The sequence below is a fragment of the Mesorhizobium sp. NZP2234 genome, from assembly GCF_013170765.1.
GTDB lineage: Bacteria > Pseudomonadota > Alphaproteobacteria > Rhizobiales > Rhizobiaceae > Mesorhizobium > Mesorhizobium loti_D.
In genome coordinates this window covers 3,329,166-3,348,567 of sequence record NZ_CP033364.1, presented here as the reverse complement: position 1 = coordinate 3,348,567, position 19,402 = coordinate 3,329,166, and the positions used below count along the sequence as shown (strand labels likewise).

At 64.2% G+C, this 19,402-nt stretch carries 19 protein-coding genes and 1 other RNA gene; 1 reads left to right on the top strand and 19 read right to left on the bottom strand.

Annotated features, from left to right (window positions below; translation table 11 throughout):
- Positions 1-60 precede the first annotated feature (60 nt).
- Genes murB through mraZ form a run of 12 tightly spaced genes read right to left on the bottom strand, consistent with a single transcriptional unit; the run spans position 61 to position 13,775 of the window.
- Complete coding sequence (murB, locus tag EB230_RS16450) at positions 61-1,026, bottom strand: UDP-N-acetylmuramate dehydrogenase (RefSeq protein WP_172373221.1); 966 nt, start codon at positions 1,024-1,026, stop codon at positions 61-63.
- Positions 1,023-2,423 (bottom strand): UDP-N-acetylmuramate--L-alanine ligase, encoded by a 1,401-nt coding sequence (gene murC / locus EB230_RS16445; RefSeq protein WP_172373219.1) that lies wholly within the window; start codon positions 2,421-2,423, stop codon positions 1,023-1,025. The genes murB and murC overlap by 4 nt, the downstream gene beginning before the upstream one ends.
- Positions 2,420-3,547, bottom strand: a complete 1,128-nt coding sequence (gene murG / locus EB230_RS16440) for an undecaprenyldiphospho-muramoylpentapeptide beta-N-acetylglucosaminyltransferase (RefSeq protein WP_172373217.1) — start codon at positions 3,545-3,547, stop codon at positions 2,420-2,422. The genes murC and murG overlap by 4 nt, the downstream gene beginning before the upstream one ends.
- A gap of 1 nt (position 3,548) precedes the next feature.
- Positions 3,549-4,700, bottom strand: coding sequence for a putative lipid II flippase FtsW (gene ftsW, locus EB230_RS16435; RefSeq protein WP_056573273.1), 1,152 nt, complete (start codon positions 4,698-4,700; stop codon positions 3,549-3,551).
- Positions 4,700-6,100: a UDP-N-acetylmuramoyl-L-alanine--D-glutamate ligase gene (murD, locus tag EB230_RS16430; protein WP_056573275.1), complete on the bottom strand. Its 1,401-nt coding sequence runs from the start codon at positions 6,098-6,100 to the stop codon at positions 4,700-4,702. The genes ftsW and murD overlap by 1 nt, the downstream gene beginning before the upstream one ends.
- A 10-nt stretch (positions 6,101-6,110) precedes the next feature.
- A complete protein-coding gene (mraY, locus tag EB230_RS16425) occupies positions 6,111-7,193 on the bottom strand; it encodes a phospho-N-acetylmuramoyl-pentapeptide-transferase (protein ID WP_056573280.1) in 1,083 nt (360 codons plus the stop codon).
- Positions 7,194-7,216: 23 nt separating this feature from the next.
- On the bottom strand, positions 7,217-8,674 hold the full coding sequence (locus EB230_RS16420) for a UDP-N-acetylmuramoylalanyl-D-glutamyl-2,6-diaminopimelate--D-alanyl-D-alanine ligase (RefSeq protein ID WP_172373215.1): 1,458 nt from the start codon (positions 8,672-8,674) through the stop codon (positions 7,217-7,219).
- Positions 8,671-10,125, bottom strand: coding sequence for a UDP-N-acetylmuramoyl-L-alanyl-D-glutamate--2,6-diaminopimelate ligase (locus EB230_RS16415; protein WP_172373213.1), 1,455 nt, complete (start codon positions 10,123-10,125; stop codon positions 8,671-8,673). Before EB230_RS16415 ends, EB230_RS16420 begins: the two co-directional genes overlap by 4 nt.
- A 54-nt stretch (positions 10,126-10,179) precedes the next feature.
- Entirely contained in the window at positions 10,180-11,889 is a 1,710-nt protein-coding gene (locus EB230_RS16410; RefSeq protein WP_056573290.1) for a penicillin-binding protein 2, read from the bottom strand.
- The gene (locus tag EB230_RS16405) at positions 11,886-12,281 is read right to left on the bottom strand and encodes a hypothetical protein (RefSeq protein WP_056573294.1); all 396 of its coding nucleotides are present in this window, start codon (positions 12,279-12,281) and stop codon (positions 11,886-11,888) included. Before EB230_RS16405 ends, EB230_RS16410 begins: the two co-directional genes overlap by 4 nt.
- 4 nt (positions 12,282-12,285) lie before the next feature.
- A complete protein-coding gene (gene rsmH, locus EB230_RS16400) occupies positions 12,286-13,320 on the bottom strand; it encodes a 16S rRNA (cytosine(1402)-N(4))-methyltransferase RsmH (protein ID WP_056573296.1) in 1,035 nt (344 codons plus the stop codon).
- Entirely contained in the window at positions 13,317-13,775 is a 459-nt protein-coding gene (mraZ, locus tag EB230_RS16395; protein ID WP_056573299.1) for a division/cell wall cluster transcriptional repressor MraZ, read from the bottom strand. The genes rsmH and mraZ overlap by 4 nt, the downstream gene beginning before the upstream one ends.
- Before the next feature lie 405 nt (positions 13,776-14,180).
- Between mraZ and EB230_RS16390 the strand changes: the two genes are divergently transcribed.
- Complete coding sequence (locus EB230_RS16390) at positions 14,181-15,296, top strand: cystathionine gamma-lyase (protein ID WP_056573302.1); 1,116 nt, start codon at positions 14,181-14,183, stop codon at positions 15,294-15,296.
- An 8-nt stretch (positions 15,297-15,304) separates the two neighbouring features.
- Here the strand turns inward: EB230_RS16390 and EB230_RS16385 are convergent, their stop codons facing one another.
- From EB230_RS16385 to EB230_RS16355, 7 genes are all read right to left on the bottom strand, one after another.
- Positions 15,305-15,541 (bottom strand): type II toxin-antitoxin system RelE/ParE family toxin, encoded by a 237-nt coding sequence (locus tag EB230_RS16385; protein WP_348626812.1) that lies wholly within the window; start codon positions 15,539-15,541, stop codon positions 15,305-15,307.
- Entirely contained in the window at positions 15,441-15,878 is a 438-nt protein-coding gene (locus tag EB230_RS16380; protein ID WP_244494104.1) for a ribbon-helix-helix domain-containing protein, read from the bottom strand. The genes EB230_RS16385 and EB230_RS16380 overlap by 101 nt, the downstream gene beginning before the upstream one ends.
- A gap of 164 nt (positions 15,879-16,042) precedes the next feature.
- An RNA gene (gene rnpB / locus EB230_RS16375) (RNase P RNA component class A) lies at positions 16,043-16,441 on the bottom strand.
- A gap of 77 nt (positions 16,442-16,518) precedes the next feature.
- A complete protein-coding gene (locus EB230_RS16370; RefSeq protein ID WP_056573308.1) occupies positions 16,519-17,226 on the bottom strand; it encodes a transglycosylase SLT domain-containing protein in 708 nt (235 codons plus the stop codon).
- 211 nt (positions 17,227-17,437) lie between these two features.
- Positions 17,438-18,193: an N-acetylmuramoyl-L-alanine amidase gene (locus EB230_RS16365; RefSeq protein WP_056573311.1), complete on the bottom strand. Its 756-nt coding sequence runs from the start codon at positions 18,191-18,193 to the stop codon at positions 17,438-17,440.
- Positions 18,190-18,909: a DnaJ family molecular chaperone gene (locus EB230_RS16360; RefSeq protein ID WP_056573535.1), complete on the bottom strand. Its 720-nt coding sequence runs from the start codon at positions 18,907-18,909 to the stop codon at positions 18,190-18,192. Before EB230_RS16360 ends, EB230_RS16365 begins: the two co-directional genes overlap by 4 nt.
- A 158-nt stretch (positions 18,910-19,067) precedes the next feature.
- Positions 19,068-19,274, bottom strand: coding sequence for a hypothetical protein (locus EB230_RS16355; RefSeq protein ID WP_027044745.1), 207 nt, complete (start codon positions 19,272-19,274; stop codon positions 19,068-19,070).
- Positions 19,275-19,402 lie beyond the last annotated feature (128 nt).

Sequence of the window (19,402 nt, the reverse complement as noted above, 5' to 3'; positions counted from 1 at the left end):
ACGGTTTGTGCGTTCTGGGAACGCGTTGAAGTTCATCCATCACATGAACTTCAACCGGCGCTAAAGCAGCTGGCCCAAAAATTCCTGCACTGCATGTCCGGCACGGAAATTGCCGATGCGCTTGATCTCCCACTGCAACCGGATGCCGGAATGTTCGAGCACCCGCGCACGCACCGTCTCGCCAAGATATTCGAGGTCGTAACCGGTCGCCGTGCCGGTGTTGATCATGAAATTGCAGTGCATCGGCGACATCTGCGCGCCACCGATCATCAGGCCGCGGCAGCCCGCCTTGTCGATCTCCTTCCAGGCCGACGTGCCTTCCGGGTTCTTGAAGGTCGAGCCCCCGGTCTTCTCGCGGATCGGCTGCACGGTCTCGCGATGGTTTTGCACCGCATCCATCGCCGCCTTGATCGTGGCCTTGTCCTCGGCGAAGCCCTCGAACACGGCCGATGTGAAGATCAGCCCGGCGGGCGCCGCCGAATGGCGATAGGCATAGCCCATCTCGGCATTGCTCAGCCTCTGGACATTGCCCTTGCGGTCGAGCGCGCGCACCTCGACGACGCGCTCGCGCGTCTCGACGCCATTGGCGCCGGCATTCATCCTGAGCGCGCCGCCAACGGCGCCCGGAATGCCGTGATAGAAATGGAAGCCGCCAATGCCCGCTTCCAGCGCCAGGGCGGCCACGCGCTTGTCGGGCGTCGCCGCGCCGGCCCTTATCCTGATCGGTGAAACGACCTCCGCCTCGCCAAAGCCCTTGGCCGAAAGCCTGATGACGAAGCCCGGAATGCCGCCATCCCTGACCAGCAGGTTCGAGCCGATGCCAACGACGGTGAGAGGTATCTCTTCAGGAACCGCGCGCAGGAACGCGGCAAGATCTTCTTCGTCCGCCGGCTGGAACAGCACCTCGGCCAGGCCGCCGGCGCGGAACCAGGTGATCTTGTCCATCTCGGCATTCGGCGTGAGACGGCCGCGCAGGCCGGCAAGCCGGTCGCCGAGTCCGTCGATCAGGGCCTGGCCGTGCATCATGAGGCGGCAAGCTCCTTGGGCAAGGCATAGGCCCATTGGGTGATGTTGCCGGCACCAAGAAAGACAACGAAATCACCAGGCTTGGCCAAATCGCGGATGATTGGCGCGATATCGGCCGGCCCCTCTATGTAGCGCGCGTCGCGGTGACCGCCAGCGCGGATGCGCGACACCAGTTCGTCCGACGTGACACCGTCGATCGGATCTTCGCCGGCAGCGTAGACAGGCGCGACCATCACCGTATCGGCGTCGTTGAAGCAGGCCGAAAACTCGTTGAACAAATCATGCAGCCGGGTGAAACGGTGCGGCTGGGCGATGGCGATGACGCGGCCCTTGGTGGCGCTGCGCGCCGCCTTCAGCACCGCCGAGATCTCGACCGGATGGTGGCCGTAATCGTCGAACACGTCGACGCCGTTCCAGGACCCCGTATGGGTGAAGCGGCGCTTGACACCGGCGAAGGACGACAGGCCCTTCTTGATCGCCTCGGCGGACAGGCCGAGCTCATGCGCGACGGCGATCGCCGCGGTGGCGTTCGAGACATTGTGCCGGCCGGGCATCGGCAGGCGCAGGCCGTCTATCGTCTTCTGGCTGCCGGTCTTGCGGTCGCGGATCACCACGTCGAACTCGGAGGTCGCGCCGGCCATGCGGTGGTTGGTGAAGCGCACATCGGCCTGCGCGTTTTCGCCATAGGTGATGACGCGGCGGTCCTCGATGCGGCCGACCAGCGCCTGGACTTCCGGGTGGTCGGTGCACATCACGCCGAAGCCGTAGAAAGGTACGTTCTCGACGAACTGGCGGAACGCCTCGCGCACATTGTCGAAACTGCCATAGTGGTCGAGATGCTCGGGATCGATGTTGGTGACCACGGCGATGTCGGCGGGCAACTTGAGGAAGGTGCCGTCGCTCTCGTCGGCTTCGACCACCATCCACTCGCCATCGCCCATGCGGGCATTGGTGCCATAGGCATTGATGATGCCGCCATTGATGACGGTCGGATCGAGCCCGCCGGCTTCGAGCAGGGTCGCGACCATCGAGGTCGTCGTCGTCTTGCCGTGCGTGCCGCCGATCGCCACCGCCTGGCGGAAGCGCATCAGCTCGGCCAGCATCTCGGCGCGACGCACGATGGGGAGTAATTTTTCCCGCGCGGCCTTCAGCTCCGGATTGGATTTCTTGATCGCCGTCGAAACGACGATGACCTCGGCGTCGCCGAGATTCTCGGCCTTGTGGCCGACGAAGCATTCGATGCCCTTGTCACGCAGCCGCTGCACATTGGCGCTGTCGGCCTGGTCGGACCCTTGCACCTTGTAGCCGAGATTGTGCAGCACCTCGGCAATGCCGCTCATGCCGATGCCGCCAATGCCGATGAAATGCACAAGGCCGATGGTCTGCGGCATCTTCATGCGTGCGTCCCCTTCTTGAAATCCGATACGCTTTTGCGGGACGCAATAGCCTCTGTGAGATCGGCGAGCAACCGTGCCGCGTCGGGCCTGCCGGCCGATTTCGCGCCAGCGGCCATCGCCGCCAGCCGATCGGGATTGTCCATCAGACCGCCAACCAAGGCAGCGATACGCTCGGGCGACAGCGTCGATTGCGGATGCACCTCGCCGCCACCGGCGGCGGCAAGGGCAGCCGCGTTCGCCGCCTGATCGTGGTCGAGCGCATAGGGATAGGGCACCAGCAGCGCCGGCCGGCCGATGACGGCGATTTCCGAGACGGTCGAGGCGCCGGAGCGCGAAATCACCAGATGCGCCGCCGCCAGGCGCGCCGCCATGTCGGTGAAGAAGGGCGAGACCTCGACGGCGACGCCAAGGGCGGCATAGGCCGCCTTGACCCGCGCCACATCATCGGCGCGCGCCTGCTGGGTGATCGCAAGCCGCTTGCGCTGCGCATCCGAAAGCAGTGCGATAGCCCCCGGCATGGCATCGGAGAAGAATTGGGCGCCCTGGCTGCCGCCGAACACCAGCAGGCGGAAGGGCTGCCCCCCGGTCGACGCCACGTAGGGTGTCTTGGCCGCTTCCAGCACAGCCGGCCTGACGGGATTGCCTGTCGTCACCGTCTTGGCACCAACGGCGCTCGAATCCTGCGGCAGGAAGCCGCCGGCGATGGCATCGACACGGCCGGCCAGCGCCCGGTTGGCGCGCCCCATCACCGCGTTCTGCTCGTGGATCAGCGTCGGCACCTTGCGCCGCGTCGCCGCATAGAGCGGTGGCAGGGTCGGGTAGCCGCCGAAGCCGACCACCGCGTCCGGCTTGATCCTGCCGATAATGGCGGAGGCCTGGCGCACGCCGCGCCAGATTTTCCAGAAGGCGCCGAGCACGGCAATGGGATTCTTCGAACCCATCGTCGCCGACTGGATCGGATGGATGGCGGTGGCCGGAAAGTGGCCTGCAAACCGCTCGGCGCGTTCGTCGGTCGCCAACTGCACCGTCCAGCCGCGCTCGATCAGCTCATGCGCCAGCGCCTCGGCCGGAAACAGATGTCCGCCGGTTCCGCCCGCCGCGAGAAGGATGACACCCCTCGCCATGTCACTCCGCCGGCAGGGCGCGTTGCGGCAGCGTAAAGCCCATCTGCTTGCGCTTTTCCGGCCGCTTGCGCGTCAGCGCCAGCACCATGCCCATCGAGATGGCGATGGCGATCTGCGAGGAGCCGCCATAGGAGATGAAGGGCAGCGTCATGCCCTTGGCCGGAACCAGCTGCAGGTTGACGCACATGTTGATGACGGCCTGCAGGCCGAACACGGTGACGAGGCCGCCGACCGCATAGCGGGTGAAATCGTCATGTTCCTTGAGCGCCGTGTTGAGGCCGCGCAGCACGATGAAGGCAAAGATCGACATGATGAAGAAGCACATGATCAGCCCGAATTCCTCGCCCGCGACCGAGAAGACGAAGTCGGCATGGCTGTCGGGGATGACCCGCTTGACCGTACCCTCGCCCGGCCCGACGCCGAACCAGCCGCCATTGATCAGCGCGTCGCGTCCCATGTCGACCTGGAACGTGTCGCCTTCGCCGGTGAGGAACTTGTCGATGCGCAAGGCGACGTGCGGAAACACCGTGTAGGCGGCGAAGACACCGCCGACGCCGGCGGCACCCAGCACGATGATCCACAGCCAGGGCAGCCCCGCCATGAAGAACATGATGCCCCAGGTGCCGGTCGTCAGCATGGTCTGGCCCAGGTCGGGCTGCGCCACCAGCAGCGACACGACCAGCACCAGGAGCAGCATGGCGAACAGATTGCCCGGAATGTCGGGCTGGCGCTTGTGCTCGGCGAAAAGCCAGGCGCACATGATGACGAAGGCCGGCTTCAGGAACTCAGACGGCTGGATCGACAGGCCGGCGAGCGAGACCCAGCGCCGCGCCCCCTTCACCTCGACGCCGACATAGAGCACCGCCACCATCAGCACCAGCATCAGGCACAGCATGATCAGCGACATGCGCCGGATCTCCCTGGAATCGAGGAAGGAGACGGCCAGCATCACGCCGAGCGCCGGCACGGTGAAGATGATCTGCCTGGTGGCGAAGTGGAAACTGTCGAGGCCGATACGTTCGGCCACCGCCGGGCTGGCGGCGAAGGACAAGACGATGCCGAGCCCCATCAGCGACAGGAACGCCGCCAGGAACCAGCGATCGATCGTCCACCACCAGGTCGCGACGGGACTTTTATCGAGACGGCTCTGCATTATCGTGCCCCTCCGATGGGTTTGACGCCATCTATAGCGCTCGCAGCTTGCCTGAAGGCTTCGCCGCGAACTTCGAAATTCTTGAACTGGTCGAAACTCGCGCAGGCCGGGGACAGCAGCACCACCACCTCGCCGCTGTCGTCGCTGGCCGCATCATGCGCGGCATGCGCGACCGCGGCGGCCAGTGTGCCTGAAATCTCGTAGGGCACGGCCTCGCCCAGTGTCGCCGAAAAGGCGGGCGCCGCCTCGCCGATCAGATAGGCCTTGGCGATGCGCGGGAAGAAGCCGCGCAGCGGCTCGATGCCGCCTTCCTTGGGCAGGCCGCCCGCGATCCAGTAGATACGGGGAAAGCTCGACAGGGCGGGTGCCGCCGCGTCGGCGTTGGTTGCCTTGGAGTCGTTGACGAACAGCACATGGTCCTTGCGGCCGACCTGCTCCATGCGGTGGGCGAGACCCGGGAAGCTTTCGAGCCCCGACTGGATTTCGCCGAGGTCCAGCCCGACTTTCAGGCAAGCTGCGACGGCGGCCAGCGCGTTCTGCGCATTATGCTGGCCGCGCAGCGAGCCTATGCCTTCGAGGAAGGCGACGCGGCTATAGCGGCCGTGCACGGCTTCCATCAGATTGGTGCCGTCGGCGAAATAGCCGTCGGTCAGCGGCAACCGCTTGGAAATGCGGATGACCTGCCGCCCTGCCCGCTCCAGCCGCTCGGCGATCTGTGCGCACCAGGAATCGTCGATGCCGATGATCGCCGTCTCGCTGCCGGCCACCAGCCGCTCCTTGATCGAGGCGTAGTGCTGCATGGTGCCGTGGCGATCGAGATGGTCCGGCGTCAGGTTGAGCAGGATGCCTGCGGTCGGGTTGATCGAGGGCGCAAGGTCGATCTGGTAGGATGAGCATTCGACGACATAGTGCCGATCGGGCTTCGGCGGATCGAGCGTCATCACCGCGCGGCCGATATTGCCGCCCATCTGGGTATCGCGGCCGGAAGCCGTCAGGATATGCGCTGTCAGCGCGGTCGTGGTCGACTTGCCGTTGGTGCCGGTGATGGCGATGAAGGGCGCCGTTGGCGCGCTGAGCGTCCGCTCCCGGCAGAACAGTTCGATATCACCGATCACCTCGACGCCGGCGCCACGCGCCAGCTCCACCGTCCAGTGCGGCTTGGGATGGGTCAGCGGCACGCCCGGCGACAGCACGAAGGCCGAGAATTTCGCCCAGTCGGCGCCGCGCAGGTCGGCGGTTGCGATGCCGGTTGCCGCCGCCTTGGCGACGCTGTCGGGATTGTCGTCCCAGGCCAGCACCTGCGCGCCGCCCTCGATCAGCGCGCGCGCCGTCGCGATCCCCGAACCGCCGAGCCCGAAGAGCGAAACCTGCTTGCCTGCGAAGGATGCGGCGGGGATCAACGGGGGGCTCCTATCTGAGCTTCAGGGTCGACAGGCCGACCAGCGCCAGGATCACGGCGATGATCCAGAACCGGATCACCACCTGGCTTTCGGTCCAGCCGAGCTTTTCGAAATGATGGTGGATCGGCGCCATCAGGAACACCCGCTTGCCGGTCATCTTGAAGTAGCCGACCTGGATGATGACCGACAGGATTTCCACGACAAACAATCCGCCGACGATGACCAGCACGATCTCGTGCTTGGTGGCGACCGCCACCGTGCCGATCAGGCCGCCCATGGCCAGCGAACCGGTGTCGCCCATGAAGATCGCCGCCGGCGGCGCGTTGAACCAGAGGAAGCCGAGGCCGGCGCCGATGACAGCGCCCAGCACGACCGCCAGTTCACCGGTGCCGGGAACAAAATGGATCTGCAGATATTCGGCGAACACCGCATTGCCCGAGAGATAGGCGATGACGCCGAAGGAGGCCGCCGCGATCATGATAGGCACGATCGCCAGACCGTCGAGGCCATCGGTCAGGTTCACCGCATTGCCCGCGCCGACGATGACGAAGCAGGAGAACGGAATGAAGAACCAGCCGAGGTTGATGATGAATTCCTTGGCGAAGGGGAATGTCAGCGACGACGAGAACGGCGCCTGGCCGTTATGCATGATTGCCCAGGCGGCGATGCCGGCAATGACGAATTCGAGCGCCAGCCGTGCCTTGCCGGAGAAGCCGAGATGCGACTGCTTCGTCACCTTCAGATAATCGTCATAGAAGCCGATCGAGCCGAAACCCAGCGTCACCAGAAGCACCACCCAGACATAGATGCTCGACAGGTTCGCCCATAAAAGCGATGAGCCGATGATGCCCGACAGGATCATCAGGCCGCCCATGGTCGGCGTGCCGGCTTTCTTGAAATGCGTTTGCGGTCCATCGGCGCGGATCGGCTGGCCCTTGCCCTGGCGCAGCCTCAGCGAATTGATGATGGTCGGCCCAAAGATGAAGACGATCAGCGCCGACGTGATCAGCGCCCCGCCGGTGCGGAAGGTGATGTAGCGGAAGACGTTGAAGACGGAGACCCTGTCCGCGAAATCAACCAGCAGTGTAAACATGCGCTTTCGTCCCCCGACTTGACCTAGGTCAGTTTGCTGGTTGTCGTTTCAGCCGGGAACTTCCCCAGCAGCGCATCGACCAGTTTTGCAAAACCGATGCCCTTCGACGATTTGATCATCACCACGTCGCCCGGCCTCAGTGCGGCAAGCAGCACCGGCTTCAGTTCCTCGACGCCGGCGCGGTATTCTGTCCTGATGTCGCTTGGCAGCGCTTCCGCCAGCGCCCGCATTTCCGGCCCGCCGAGAAAGACGGTCTGGGTGCCGGTGCCGACGATGAGATCGGCCAGTGCGGCATGCAGCTTGGCCGAATGTTCGCCGAGTTCGAGCATGTCGCCGAGCACGGCGATGCGGCGGCCCTCGCCCGTCACCGGCGTTGCGTTGAGCAGTGCCATGGCCGCCGCCATCGAGGCCGGATTGGCGTTATAGCTCTCGTCGATCAGCGTGATCGAGCCACCGGGGTGACCCGAAGCCGAGCCACCGGGGTGGCGCAGCACATGGCGTTTTCCGCGGCCGCGCTCGGCCGAGAGATCGACAAGGGCCAGTGCTACCTTGTCGAGGTCGGCGCCGACCAGCTGCGCCGCGCCCAGTACCGCCAGCACGTTCTGCACCATGTGCCGGCCGGGTGCACCGATACGGGCGATCATGTCATGGCCATTGATCCTGGCCGCGATGTCGGAATGGTCGGCATGCAACTCGCACTTGGTGAGCTTGAAGGTCGAGCGCGCATTTTCGCCAAAGCCGTAGACATGCTCGACGCCGGCGGCATGCGCCATCTTGTCGAGAAGCTTGAAGCGCGCATCGTCGCGGTTGAGAACCGCGGCACCCTCGGGCTCCAGCCCTTCGAAAATCTCGGCCTTGGCCTTGGCGATCTCGTCCAGATTGCGGAAGAAGCCGAGATGGGCGGCCGCGATCATGGTGACGATGGCGACATGCGGCCGCACCATCTTCACCAGCGGCCGGATCTCGTCAGGGTGGTTCATGCCGATCTCGAACACGGCATAGTCGCAATCGGCGGGCATGCGTGCCAGGGTCAGCGGCACGCCCCAATGGTTGTTGAAGGACTGCGCCGAGGCGTGCACCTTGCCGACCGCCGAAAGCACATGGCGCAGCGCTTCCTTGGTGGTGGTCTTGCCGGCCGAACCGGTGACGGCGATGATCTTGGCAGCCGAGCGGCTCCGCGATGCGACGCCGAGCTTTTCCAGTGCGACCAGCACGTCCTCGACGACGATGATCGGCGCCGTCAGCCGGCCGAGCGACGGCAGCTTGCCTTCCGCCACCACCAGCACGCCGGCGCCGGCCTTGATGGCCGCGGTGGCGAAGTCGTGACCGTCCATGGCCTCGCCCTTGATGGCGAAGAAGGCGTCACCCGGCTGCAGGCTGCGGCTGTCGATCGAAATGCCCGATATGCCGTCCGGCATAGGCCCGAGCGGCCGCCCGTCCATGGCGGCAACCAGCGCTTCGGAGGTCCACAGCAAACTCATGCGGCACGCTCCCGCAAAGCGGCGCGGACTTCCTCATGATCTGAAAAATGCAGGGTTTCGGAGCCGATCGTCTGGCCTTCCTCATGGCCCTTGCCGGCCACGATCAGCGTGTCGCCGGCATCAAGCATGCCGACGGCCTCGTGGATCGCCTTGCGCCGGTCGCCGATCTCGATGGCGCCTGGTGCGGCGGCCATGATGGCGGCGCGGATCGTTTCGGGCACTTCGGAGCGCGGATTGTCGTCGGTGACGATGACGACATCGGCGAGCCGGGTGGCGATCTCGCCCATGATCGGCCTTTTTCCCCGGTCGCGGTCGCCGCCGCAGCCGAACACGACCATGACGCGGCCGGTCGTGAACGGCCGCACCGAGGCCAGCACATTTTCCAGCGCATCGGGCTTGTGGGCATAGTCGACATAGACCGGCGCGCCACTGGCGGTGGTCCCGACGAGATCGAGCCGGCCCGGCGCGCCCTTCAGTTTCTCCAGGGACATCAAGGCCTTGGCGACCGGTGTTCCCGTGGAAATGGCAAGCCCCGCCGAAACCAGCGCGTTCGAAATCTGGAAATCGCCGGCCAGCGGCAGATCGATTTCGTAAAGCACGCCCTCGGCCTCCACTTCGGCGCGCTGGCGATGGCGTTCGTGCTCGACCCGCTTCAGCGTGAGGAAATCGCCATGGCGGCCAACCGTCAGCACGTCGAGCCCGGCGGCCCGCGCCGCCTGGATGGTCGGCGCCGACCACGGGTCGTCGGCGAAGATCACCGCCGGCGCACCTTTCGGCAGCAGCGTGTCGAACAGGCGCAGCTTGGCGCGGTGATAGTCCTCGACCGTCGGATGGTAATCCATATGGTCGCGGCCAAGATTGGTGAAGCCGCCAGCCGCCAGCTTCACGCCGTCAAGCCGGCGCTGGTCGAGGCCGTGGCTGGAAGCCTCCATCGAAGCGTGGGTGACGCCGGCATCGGCCAATTCCCTGAGCAACTGGTGCAGGGCGACCGGATCGGGCGTGGTCAGCGAGCCATATTCGTTGCGGCCTGGCGCCACCACGCCGGTGGTGCCGATCGAAGCCGCGGCATAGCCCGCCTGCTCCCAGATCTGCCTGGTGAAGGCGGCGACCGAGGTCTTGCCGCTGGTGCCGGTCACCGCCACCATGGTTTGCGGCTGCCTGCCGAAATAGCGGGAAGCACTCAGCGCCAGCGCCAGGCGCGGATCATCGACCGCCAGCACCGGAACCGGCAGTCCGGCAACGGAACCGCCTTTGCTTGTCACGATCGCAAGCGCGCCACGCCTGGCCGCTTCGGCAGCGTAGGCCGTGCCGTCCGCCTTGGTACCGGCGAGCGCAAAAAAGACGACGCCGGGCTTTACCTGCCGGGAATCGGACGAAATCCCGGTAACCTCCAGATCGGCGGAAGCTGTTCCTTCGACTGGCAGGACACCGGCTAGATCTCTGAGCTTCATCGAGTTCCGTTCACCGCAATAAAATAGCGCGCAGTCGCCGGCGCGCCCTAAGAATCACTCATAGGAAACCAACGTTGCACCATTTTCATGGCTGAAATCTGGTTTCACGCCAAGCATGGCCGCGGAACGCCTGATGATATTGCCGGCCATAACCCCTGCATTCGCGGCCGCGACGTCCGTCATGCCAGGCTTTTCAGGGTGCGGGGCGTCGGCAATCGTGAAGACGAGGTATTGCGGGTCGTCCATCGGGAAGGCGGCGACGAACGTATTGAAATTCAAGTCCTTCGAGTAGCGGCCGTTGATGACCTTCTCGGCCGTTCCGGTCTTGCCGCCAACGCGGTAGCCGGGGACTCTGGCGTTTCTGGCCGAGCCCTTCTCGGCGTTGAGCGAATAGAGGTAGCGCATGCCCTCGACCGTCTTTTCGCTCACGACCTTCTTGGCGGTGGCCATCGCTTCCGCCTGCGTACGCACCAGGAAGGTCGGGTTCATCAGGAAGCCGCCATTCATCAGCGCCGCGCAGCCGACGGCTGCCTGCAGGGGCGTCGTCGATACGCCGTGGCCGAAGGCGATCGTGAACGAATTGACCTGTTTCCAGACCTTCGGTTCAGTCGGGCGGGCGACTTCCGGCAGTTCGGTCTGCATCCTCTCCAGAATGCCAAGGCGATGGAGGAATTCCCGGTGCCCCTCGATGCCGACCAGCTCGGCCTCCCTGGCCGACCCGATGTTGGACGAATAGAGGAACACTTCCGGCAATGACAGCACACGGTTCTTGCCGTGGAAATCGTGAATGGCCTGATGGCCGACCCGGATCGGATGCGAGGCATCGAAACGGCTATTCATCGTCGCCTTGCCGGAATCGAGCGCCATCGCCGAGGTGAAGCTCTTGAAGGTCGAACCCATCTCGTAGAGGCCGGCCGACATCCGGTTCAGCCGGTCCTTCTCCTGTGCATTGTAAGGATTGTTCGGATCAAAATCCGGCACCGAGGCCATGGCCACCACTTCGCCGGTCTTGACGTTGAGCACGACGGCGCCGGCGCCCAGGGCGCGGTAGCGCTCCAGGCCAGCGGCGATCTCGTCGCGCACCACGTGCTGGACGCGCAGATCGATGGAAAGCTTCACCGGCTTGAGATCCTTGGCCACCGCCAGGCCCGACGCCTGCAGGTCGCTCAGCCCCTGCTCGTCGATATATTTCTCCATGCCGGAGATGCCCTGGTTGTCGATGTTGGTCAGGCCGACAATGTAGGACGAGGTCTCGCCGCTCGGATAGAAACGGCGCTTCTCCGTGCGAAAGCCGAAACCGGGAATGCCGAGCTGCATGATATCGGCCTGCTGCTTGGGCGTCAGCTGCCGCTGCAGCCAGACGAATCCGGCGCCGCTCTTGAGCTTGTGGTAGGTCTGCTCGTAATCGATCTCGGGCAGCACGGTCGACAGTTTCTCGATCGCCTCGTCGGCATCGACGATGCGGCGCGGCTCCGCGAACAGCGACGCTGTCTTGATGTCGGTCGCCAGCACTTCGCCGTTGCGATCGACAATGTCGGGCCGCGAGGCGGTGACCCGGCTCTGCGGGCCGCCCGACAGATCTGGCGTCTGGAAGCCGAGATAGACCAGCCGGCCTGAAATGGTCGAGAAGATGCCGAAGAACACCGCCATCGTCATCACGATGCGCGCCTTGCCCTTGCCGCCTGTCGCCTTGCGGGCGCCCTCGACGACGATCGATCCGTCTTCACCCGTCCTGGCGCGACGCCTCAGCAGTTTGCCGATCATTGGGCGATGCCTCCGGTGACGACGGGGTCCTTGTCGCCCGAGGGCGCCTTGTCGGAATTGTCGGCCATGGCGCCTTGACGTCCGTTCAGGATGTCCTGGATATCCAGGGCCTTTGCCGGAAGATCGCCCAGGCCCACGATCTGGCGTGCGCTGACCGGCTCGAGCGCGAGCTGCGACTTGTAGAGTTCGGTCAGCTTCTGCAGCCGCGACGGCTGCGTGAGCAGGCTCCAGTCGGCCTTGAGCAGGTCGATCGTCTCCTCCTCATAGCGGATCTGGGTATGGATTTTCTGCACCGCCGCCAACTGATCCTCGGCCTCGCGCTTGGTCTTGTAGGTCAGGGCCGCCGCCGAAACCATGACGGCGATCAGGACAATGTCGCTGGTACGGAACACGTGCTTACCTCTCCCCCGGCTGGTTGATGCCGGGAAGTTTTGGAAGGCCGAAAATCGAAAAATCGCCGGCACGCGCCGGTGCCTCGGTGCGGATCGCCGCGCGCAACCTGGCCGAACGGGCACGCGGATTGGCCGCTGTCTCGGCATCACCTGGCGTCACGCCGCCGCCGGCCTTGCGGAAGGTCGCGGTGCGCGCCTGCGCCTCGGGCAAATGACGCGAGCCGGTGGCGACGTCGGCCCGGTCGGCGATGAAACGCTTGACGATGCGGTCTTCCAGCGAATGGAACGTCACCACCACCAGGCGCCCGCCCGGCTTCAATGCGCGTTCGGCCGCGAACAGGGCCTTGGCCAATTCGCCAAGTTCGTCATTGACGTAGATGCGCAGCGCCTGGAACACGCGAGTGGCAGGATGGATCTTGTCCTTGGGCGCGCGGCCGATATGCGTCTCGATGGCGTCCGCCAGTTCCAGCGTGCGCTCGAATGGCCGCTTCTCACGGCGCGCCTCGATCATGCGGGCGATGCGGCCGGCGTGACGCTCCTCACCGAGGAAGCCGAAGATGCGGGCAAGGTCGCCCGGCTTGAAGCTGTTGACGACGTCGGCGGCGCTGAGGCCCGCCTGCGCCATGCGCATGTCGAGCGGCCCGTCGGCGCGGAAGGAAAAGCCGCGCCCGGCCTGGTCGAGCTGCATGGACGACACGCCAATGTCGAGCACGATGCCGTCGACACTTTCGACATGTTCGTCCAGCGTCGAGAACGGCGCCTGCACCAGCCGCAGCCTGCCGCCCGATTGCGCCTCGAGATCGCGTCCGGCCGCGATGGCGTCGGGATCGCGGTCGATCGCCACGACGGACGCCCCGGTCGCCAGAATGGCTTTTGTGTAGCCGCCGGCGCCGAACGTGCCGTCGATGATGATGTCGCCCGCCGCCGGCGCCAGTGCCTCGAGCACTTCGCCAAGGAGGACCGGAATGTGGCGGACCGGTCCGCCAACGGCGTGCCCACCTACAGCGTGAGGAAGGTCATCGCCGTGGCCCACCGTCATTCCGGTCGCTCCCCAGGCTTCGTCCCCTGCCGAAGCTGCAAAAGCCGGGCCCGTGCCTGCGCCCCATAGGCAGCAAGCCGCCCCGGCTCCCAGATCTGAAAGAAATTGCCGCGCCCGACAAAGGCCACCTCCGCCGAAATGCCGGTGTGCTCGCGGATGAAATCGGTCATCGTGATGCGGCCGTCCTGATCGAGTTTCAGGAAGGTCCCGTCGCCATGACAGAAGAAGGACATGTCGTCCGCCGTCTGCAGGAACGGATCTTCCTGCGCGATGCGCTGCTCGTAGCGGTCGAGCAGGTCGAGCCCGCCGACATCCATCGCCGGCAGGTCGAGGCAGCGCAGTGCGTAGAGTTCCGAATAGCCGCGTTTCTGCACGACGGCGCGGAAATGCGCCGGAACGGACACCCGTCCCTTCGCATCGATCCTGCTCACCGTGTTCGACAGAAACCGGTCCATTAAACGCTACAGCCGCTTGCGCCGCCGCACCCCTCTTCATTGTCTCGCACGCGCCGCCGCAGCGCGTTTCCTGCCCCGCATCAGCCGCGTCCACACAGGCAAAAATCGGCAAAAGCGCAGCCGCCGCGGCTGCCCGATTGGCGTACGCTTTACACTGACGCGGAACGAAGGCTTTGATGTCTGAATGGGATATCATGGGGTACTATGGGCGTCAACGGGAATAGGCTTCACAAACACGCGCATCGCGACCAATCCGAGCAGCCTTGACGGCACGTCTCGTCTTTATGGTCTATTAAGCCTAACGAAGCGTTTAGAGCCCTCTGGCCCAAAAGACCTGGGCTTGCCGCGGATCACCCGCCCGCATAGCGTCGAGCGACGTCTTCCGCCCAAAACAAGGATCAAGCCATGTCCGAGACGGCAAAGTCACGCGCCGCCGAACTGTCCCATTTGCGCAGCCGCGATTTCGCCGACGGCGACCCGATCCCCTTGCCGCTGACCATGGCTTCGATCTTTCACACGCCGGGCGTCGAGACCGGCATCGATCAATATGGCCGTTACGACAATCCGACCTGGCGTGCCGTGGAACATGTGCTCGGCCATCTGGAAGATGCGCAATGCGTGAGTTTTCCCTCCGGAATGGCGGCAATTTCGTCGGTGTTTTTCGCGCTCCTGAAATCGGGCGATCGCGTGCTCCTGCCGGCGGACGGCTATCACGCCACGCGTGCGATGGCCGAACGCTTCCTGACGCCGCTCGGCATGGTTTGCGACACCAGGCCGACGCCGACCTTCCTTGATGGCGGCTTCGCAGGCTATTCGCTTGTCTTCGTGGAAACCCCGTCCAATCCGCGGCTGGACATTTGCGACATCTCGGCCATCGCCAAGGCTGTCCACGAACAAAACGGGGTTCTTGTCGTCGACAACACGACGATGACGCCGTTCGGCCAGCGCCCGCTCGACTTCGGCGCCGATATCGTCGTCTCCGCCGACACCAAGGCGGTCAACGGGCACTCGGACGTGCTGTTCGGCCACGTCGCCAGCCGGAACGCCGACATCGTCACCAAGGTGACGGACTGGCGCGCAATGGCCGGCGGCATTCCCGGACCGTTCGAAGCGTGGCTGGTGCATCGCGGCCTCGAAACACTCGAGGTGCGCTTCGACCGCATGTGTTCTTCGGCCGAAACGATCGCGCAACGGCTGAAGGAACACCGCGCGGTGCGTGGCCTGCGTTTTCCCGGTTTGAACGGCGACCCCTCGCACAACCTTGCCCGCGCCCAGATGGAGCGCTTCGGCTTCCTCATTTCCTTCGAACTCGCCTCGGAGGAGAAGGCCGAGGATTTCATCAACAATTGCCCGCTGATAGAGGCCGCGACCTCCTTCGGCGGCGTCCACACCTCAGCCGAGCGGCGTTTGAAGCGAGGCGATGCGGTGCCGCCGGGCTTCGTCCGCCTTTCGGTCGGCTGTGAGCCGGTGGAAGAGCTTTGGAAGGCCATCGAGACGTCGCTGGACAGGATCAGCCGCTGACGAACCAGTCACGCACCGAGGTCGTCAGCCTCGATGTTGCGATGGCCGTGCAGCACGCGGACGATTTCGATCGCGTCACCGCGGACCCGATAAAGAATAAGATAGTCACCGAGGACCAGGTGACGGATGCCTGGCGCGATATCCTCACGTGGCGCGCCTGGGAAGGGATAGGTGGCCAGTTGCTGCCACCGTGCCTCGATGCGGTCGAGTTGTCGATCGGCTGCAGTCTCGCTGTCGTCGGCAATATGTTGCCAAATCGCAATCAGATCTTCTTCTGCGCGTGCGCTCCGGACAATGGGCAACAGATTCCTGCTGCGTCGTCAGAACGCAAGCGCCTCCGCGCCTCGGCCTTGATGTCATCCATGGACGCGAATCGACCCGGTCCGCTGTCGATCCCCCCTGCACCAGTTTGCGCAATTCCTCGACCGTGTAGCCGAGCAGGTCGCGACGATCCTTCCATTGCCGCAGCGCGTCGCGGATGACCTCGCTCGCCGAGGCATATTCGCCGGCGGCGACCACATCGTCCACCGCTTGCGCCAGTTCCGGGGAAAGCGTGATGCTGCGCTTGTCGACCTGTCCCATGACGGGGCTCCTGATATCGTTCTCGAACCATGGTACGATTAATCGCACCAGCTTCAAGCGACTGGCTGAGCCGGGCCTATGGACAAACATTTGAAAAGGCTTGAATCGACAGGCGCGCCCGAGGGCGCAACCTGCTGATCTCAAAGGATTCTTTTCGAGGCGAAACTGCCAGCTGGCCTGTAAGCCGGGTTCTGTATGGCCCTCGCCTCTTGCGGGACGAGAACGTGGCGGCCATTCATCTTGGGCGCATGTTGCCATGCGCCTCACGCAACCTACCCGGACGGTGAGCCGGAAACAGCCCTCGAGGGTTTCCCCTCGCACCGCCCCTATTCGGTTTTGCTCCCGGTGGGGTTTACCGTGCCGCTCCTGTTGCCAGTCGCGCGGTGGGCTCTTACCCCACCCTTTCACCCTTACCCCGACAAGTCGTGGCGGTTTGCTTTCTGTGGCACTTTCCCTGGGGTCGCCCCCGCCGGCCATTAACCGGCACCGTGTCTCCATGGAGCCCGGACTTTCCTCACTCGCGGCCTTTCGGCGTTTGCGAGTGCGGCCGCCCAGCCAGCTGGCAAGGCGTATAAAGGGGTTCAGCCGGGAAAACGCAAATGAAAAAGCCGGCTTGTCCGCCGGCTCTCGCAACTTGCGGTCAAAGCGCCGCCATCTGAACCTTGACCTTGCTGCAATAGGCGGCCGAGATGGGGTTCATGCGCGTCGCGGCATGGCCAGCATTGTATTTCAGGATCGTGCCGCAGGTCGTGCCACCGCCAAGATTCTGCGCCAAGGCGAGGTACTTCATGCCGTATTTGATGTTGGTGTCGGGATCGAACAGGCCTTTGGCCGAGCCGTTATAGCCCATCATCCGCGCCGTCGCCGGCTTGATCTGCATCAGGCCGATCTCGCCGGCGCCGCCGACCATGTTCGGCCGGTAGTTGCTCTCGATCTTGATGACGGCGTGCGCCAGCGACACCGGAACGCCGTAGCTTGCCGCATAGCGGGCAACGATCGCTGAATACTGGCCGCCGCTGGCTACCGCCGCCGTCGACGCGGCGACATTCCTGAGGCCGATCGAGGCCGTCGTCGTCATGTCGATGGTCTTGCGGCCACGCTTCGTCTGCCTTTTGGGGGTGGATTTCTGCGCCTTGGCCCAGCTGGCCTTTTCCACCTTGGCGGAAGCCTGCTTCGTCGTTGCCTTCGCACTCTTGCTGCTTTTGGCCGAAATGGCCTTGCCCTTGGCGGTCGCAATGACCACCCCCTGATCGGCCCGTGGGCTCAACGGCGCGGCGTCAGCCGCACTGAAGGCAAAAGTCATTACGCCGGCAGCAAGAGCTGCCGTTACAACGGTCAATTTCTGCATGTGATCCTGTTCTGTCTGGACCGTTCGAAGATCTTCGCACGGCGCGGCTTGATTAGTATCGGAACATCCGGGGGAAAGACGTCCGACAAACTGTACGAATTGCCCTTTGAAGCCCGATTTGGCGCCAATGAAGGCGAGGCAAGTCACTTTGAGTGACAGTTTGTAACCTGATTCAGGGAGAAGATTACTTGGGCAGCGCCTTGACCCTGGGTCAGCCGCTTATGGAAGCAAGCAATTTTTGCAGCGTGCGCATCGTCGAGCCGTCGGCCAGCCCGTCAACCAGGCGGGGTCGGAAATGCCGTTGGAAGGCCTCGACGACAATCCTTGTCTGGTGGTCGAAAATGCCCGATATCTCAACACCATAGCCATAGAGCGCCAGCATCGACTGCAGTGCCTCGACATCGGCACCGTTTTCGCCGGGCTTCAGCGCGGCTCCGCGCCTGACGGGTGCCGCCGGCACCAGATGGCCGACACCGGCCTCGAACAGAGCAGTCCACGGGAACTTCTCGCCCGGATCGATCTTGCGACCCGGCGCCACATCGGAATGCGCCAGCACGCGCCTGGCGGGGATCGCATGCCGCCCGGCAATCCCCTTGCACAGGCCGATCACCGCATTGATCTGGCGACGGCGGAAGCCGGGATAGCCCAGCGAATGTCCAGGATTGACGATCTCGATGCCGACCGAGCAGGAATTGATGTCGGTGCGCCCGAACCAGGAGCTCTTGCCAGCGTGCCACGCGCGGTCGCTTTCCCTGACCATCTGCACGATGTGGCCGTTCTCATGGACGAGATAATGCGACGAGACTTCGCTCGCCGGATCGCACAGCCATGCCTCCGCCCCGGCCCCTGTCGCCATGCCGGTATAGTGCAGCACGATCATGTCGGGCTTCAGCATATCGCGCCTTGGCCCGAAATTCGGCGACACCCTGACCTCGGCGCTCGGCTCGTCAGGCAGGAAGCCGCTCATACGTGTCGCAGGCCCCGCTCGATCATTTCATAGGCGGCGTTGATCGCCGCGACCCTGGTCGTCGCGATCTTGATGAATTCCTGCGGCAGGCCGCGCGCGATCAGCCGGTCCGGGTGATTGTCGGAAACCAGCTTGCGATACCGCTTCTTGACCTCCTCGAACGGCTTGCCGCGCTCGATGCCGAGCACGACGTAGGGATCGCCGGCGCCAAGATTGACGTGGCGGGCCAGGATCGATTCGTAATGCGCTTCGTCGATCCGGAATATCTCGGCGATACGGTGCAGGAAGATGCCTTCGCGCTCGTGCACCAGCCCATCGGCCTTGGCGATATGGAACAGGCCGTCGAGTATGTCTTCCAGCATGACGCAATTGGAATGACCGGAACCGCACAGCTGTGCCATGCGCTCGGCATAGGTTTCGAACCCGGCCACGTCCTTCTGGGCGAGATCGAACAGCCTTGCGACGTTGCGCGTCTCCTTCGGCGGCACTTCGAATATTTCCTGGAAGGCGCGCACCTCGTCCTGGGTGACGATGCCGTCTGCCTTGGCCATCTTGGCCGATAGCGCGATCATCGCCACCGAGAAGGCGACGCGGCGGCGCAGATCCGCATCTCCGGAGAATACCGTGCGCACGGCCTCGACGACGTCGGCAACGCCCGACGTCGCTGAAGACGATACCCGAGTGATAAATTCGCCGAGGCGATCCCAAATCGACATGGCCCGCTTCATAGAGCCAACCGGTCCCCGCTATCAAGCCAATAACGGCCTGTCCGGGTCCGTGATCGAGAGGCACTTTGTCGGTCTGGCTACCCCTAGCAAGAAAAGGCCGGCGAAACGCCGGCCCTTCCTCCCAAGACACTTTTACTGCTTACAAACTACTGCGCGGGCGCAGGAGCGGGCGTTGCCGGAGCCGGCTCGGCAGGCTTGGTCGAATTGTCAGCCGGTGCCGCGGGCTTCATCGGCTGCTCGGCAGCCGGCGGATTGGTGCTCTGCGTGGTGGTCTTGTCTGTGCCGCTGTCGCTGCAGGCTGCGACGCCCAGCAGGGCAAGGGCGGACACGGAAGCTAGAATGAGCTTTTTCATAATATCTCTCCTTCAATACACGCCCGAATTGCGTGAGCGCTCGGACAGACAATGCACCACGCGGTCATGAGTTTCGTAACGTTGCGTTTCTGCATGTAACATCAACGGGATGCGTTGCTGCCGGCGCG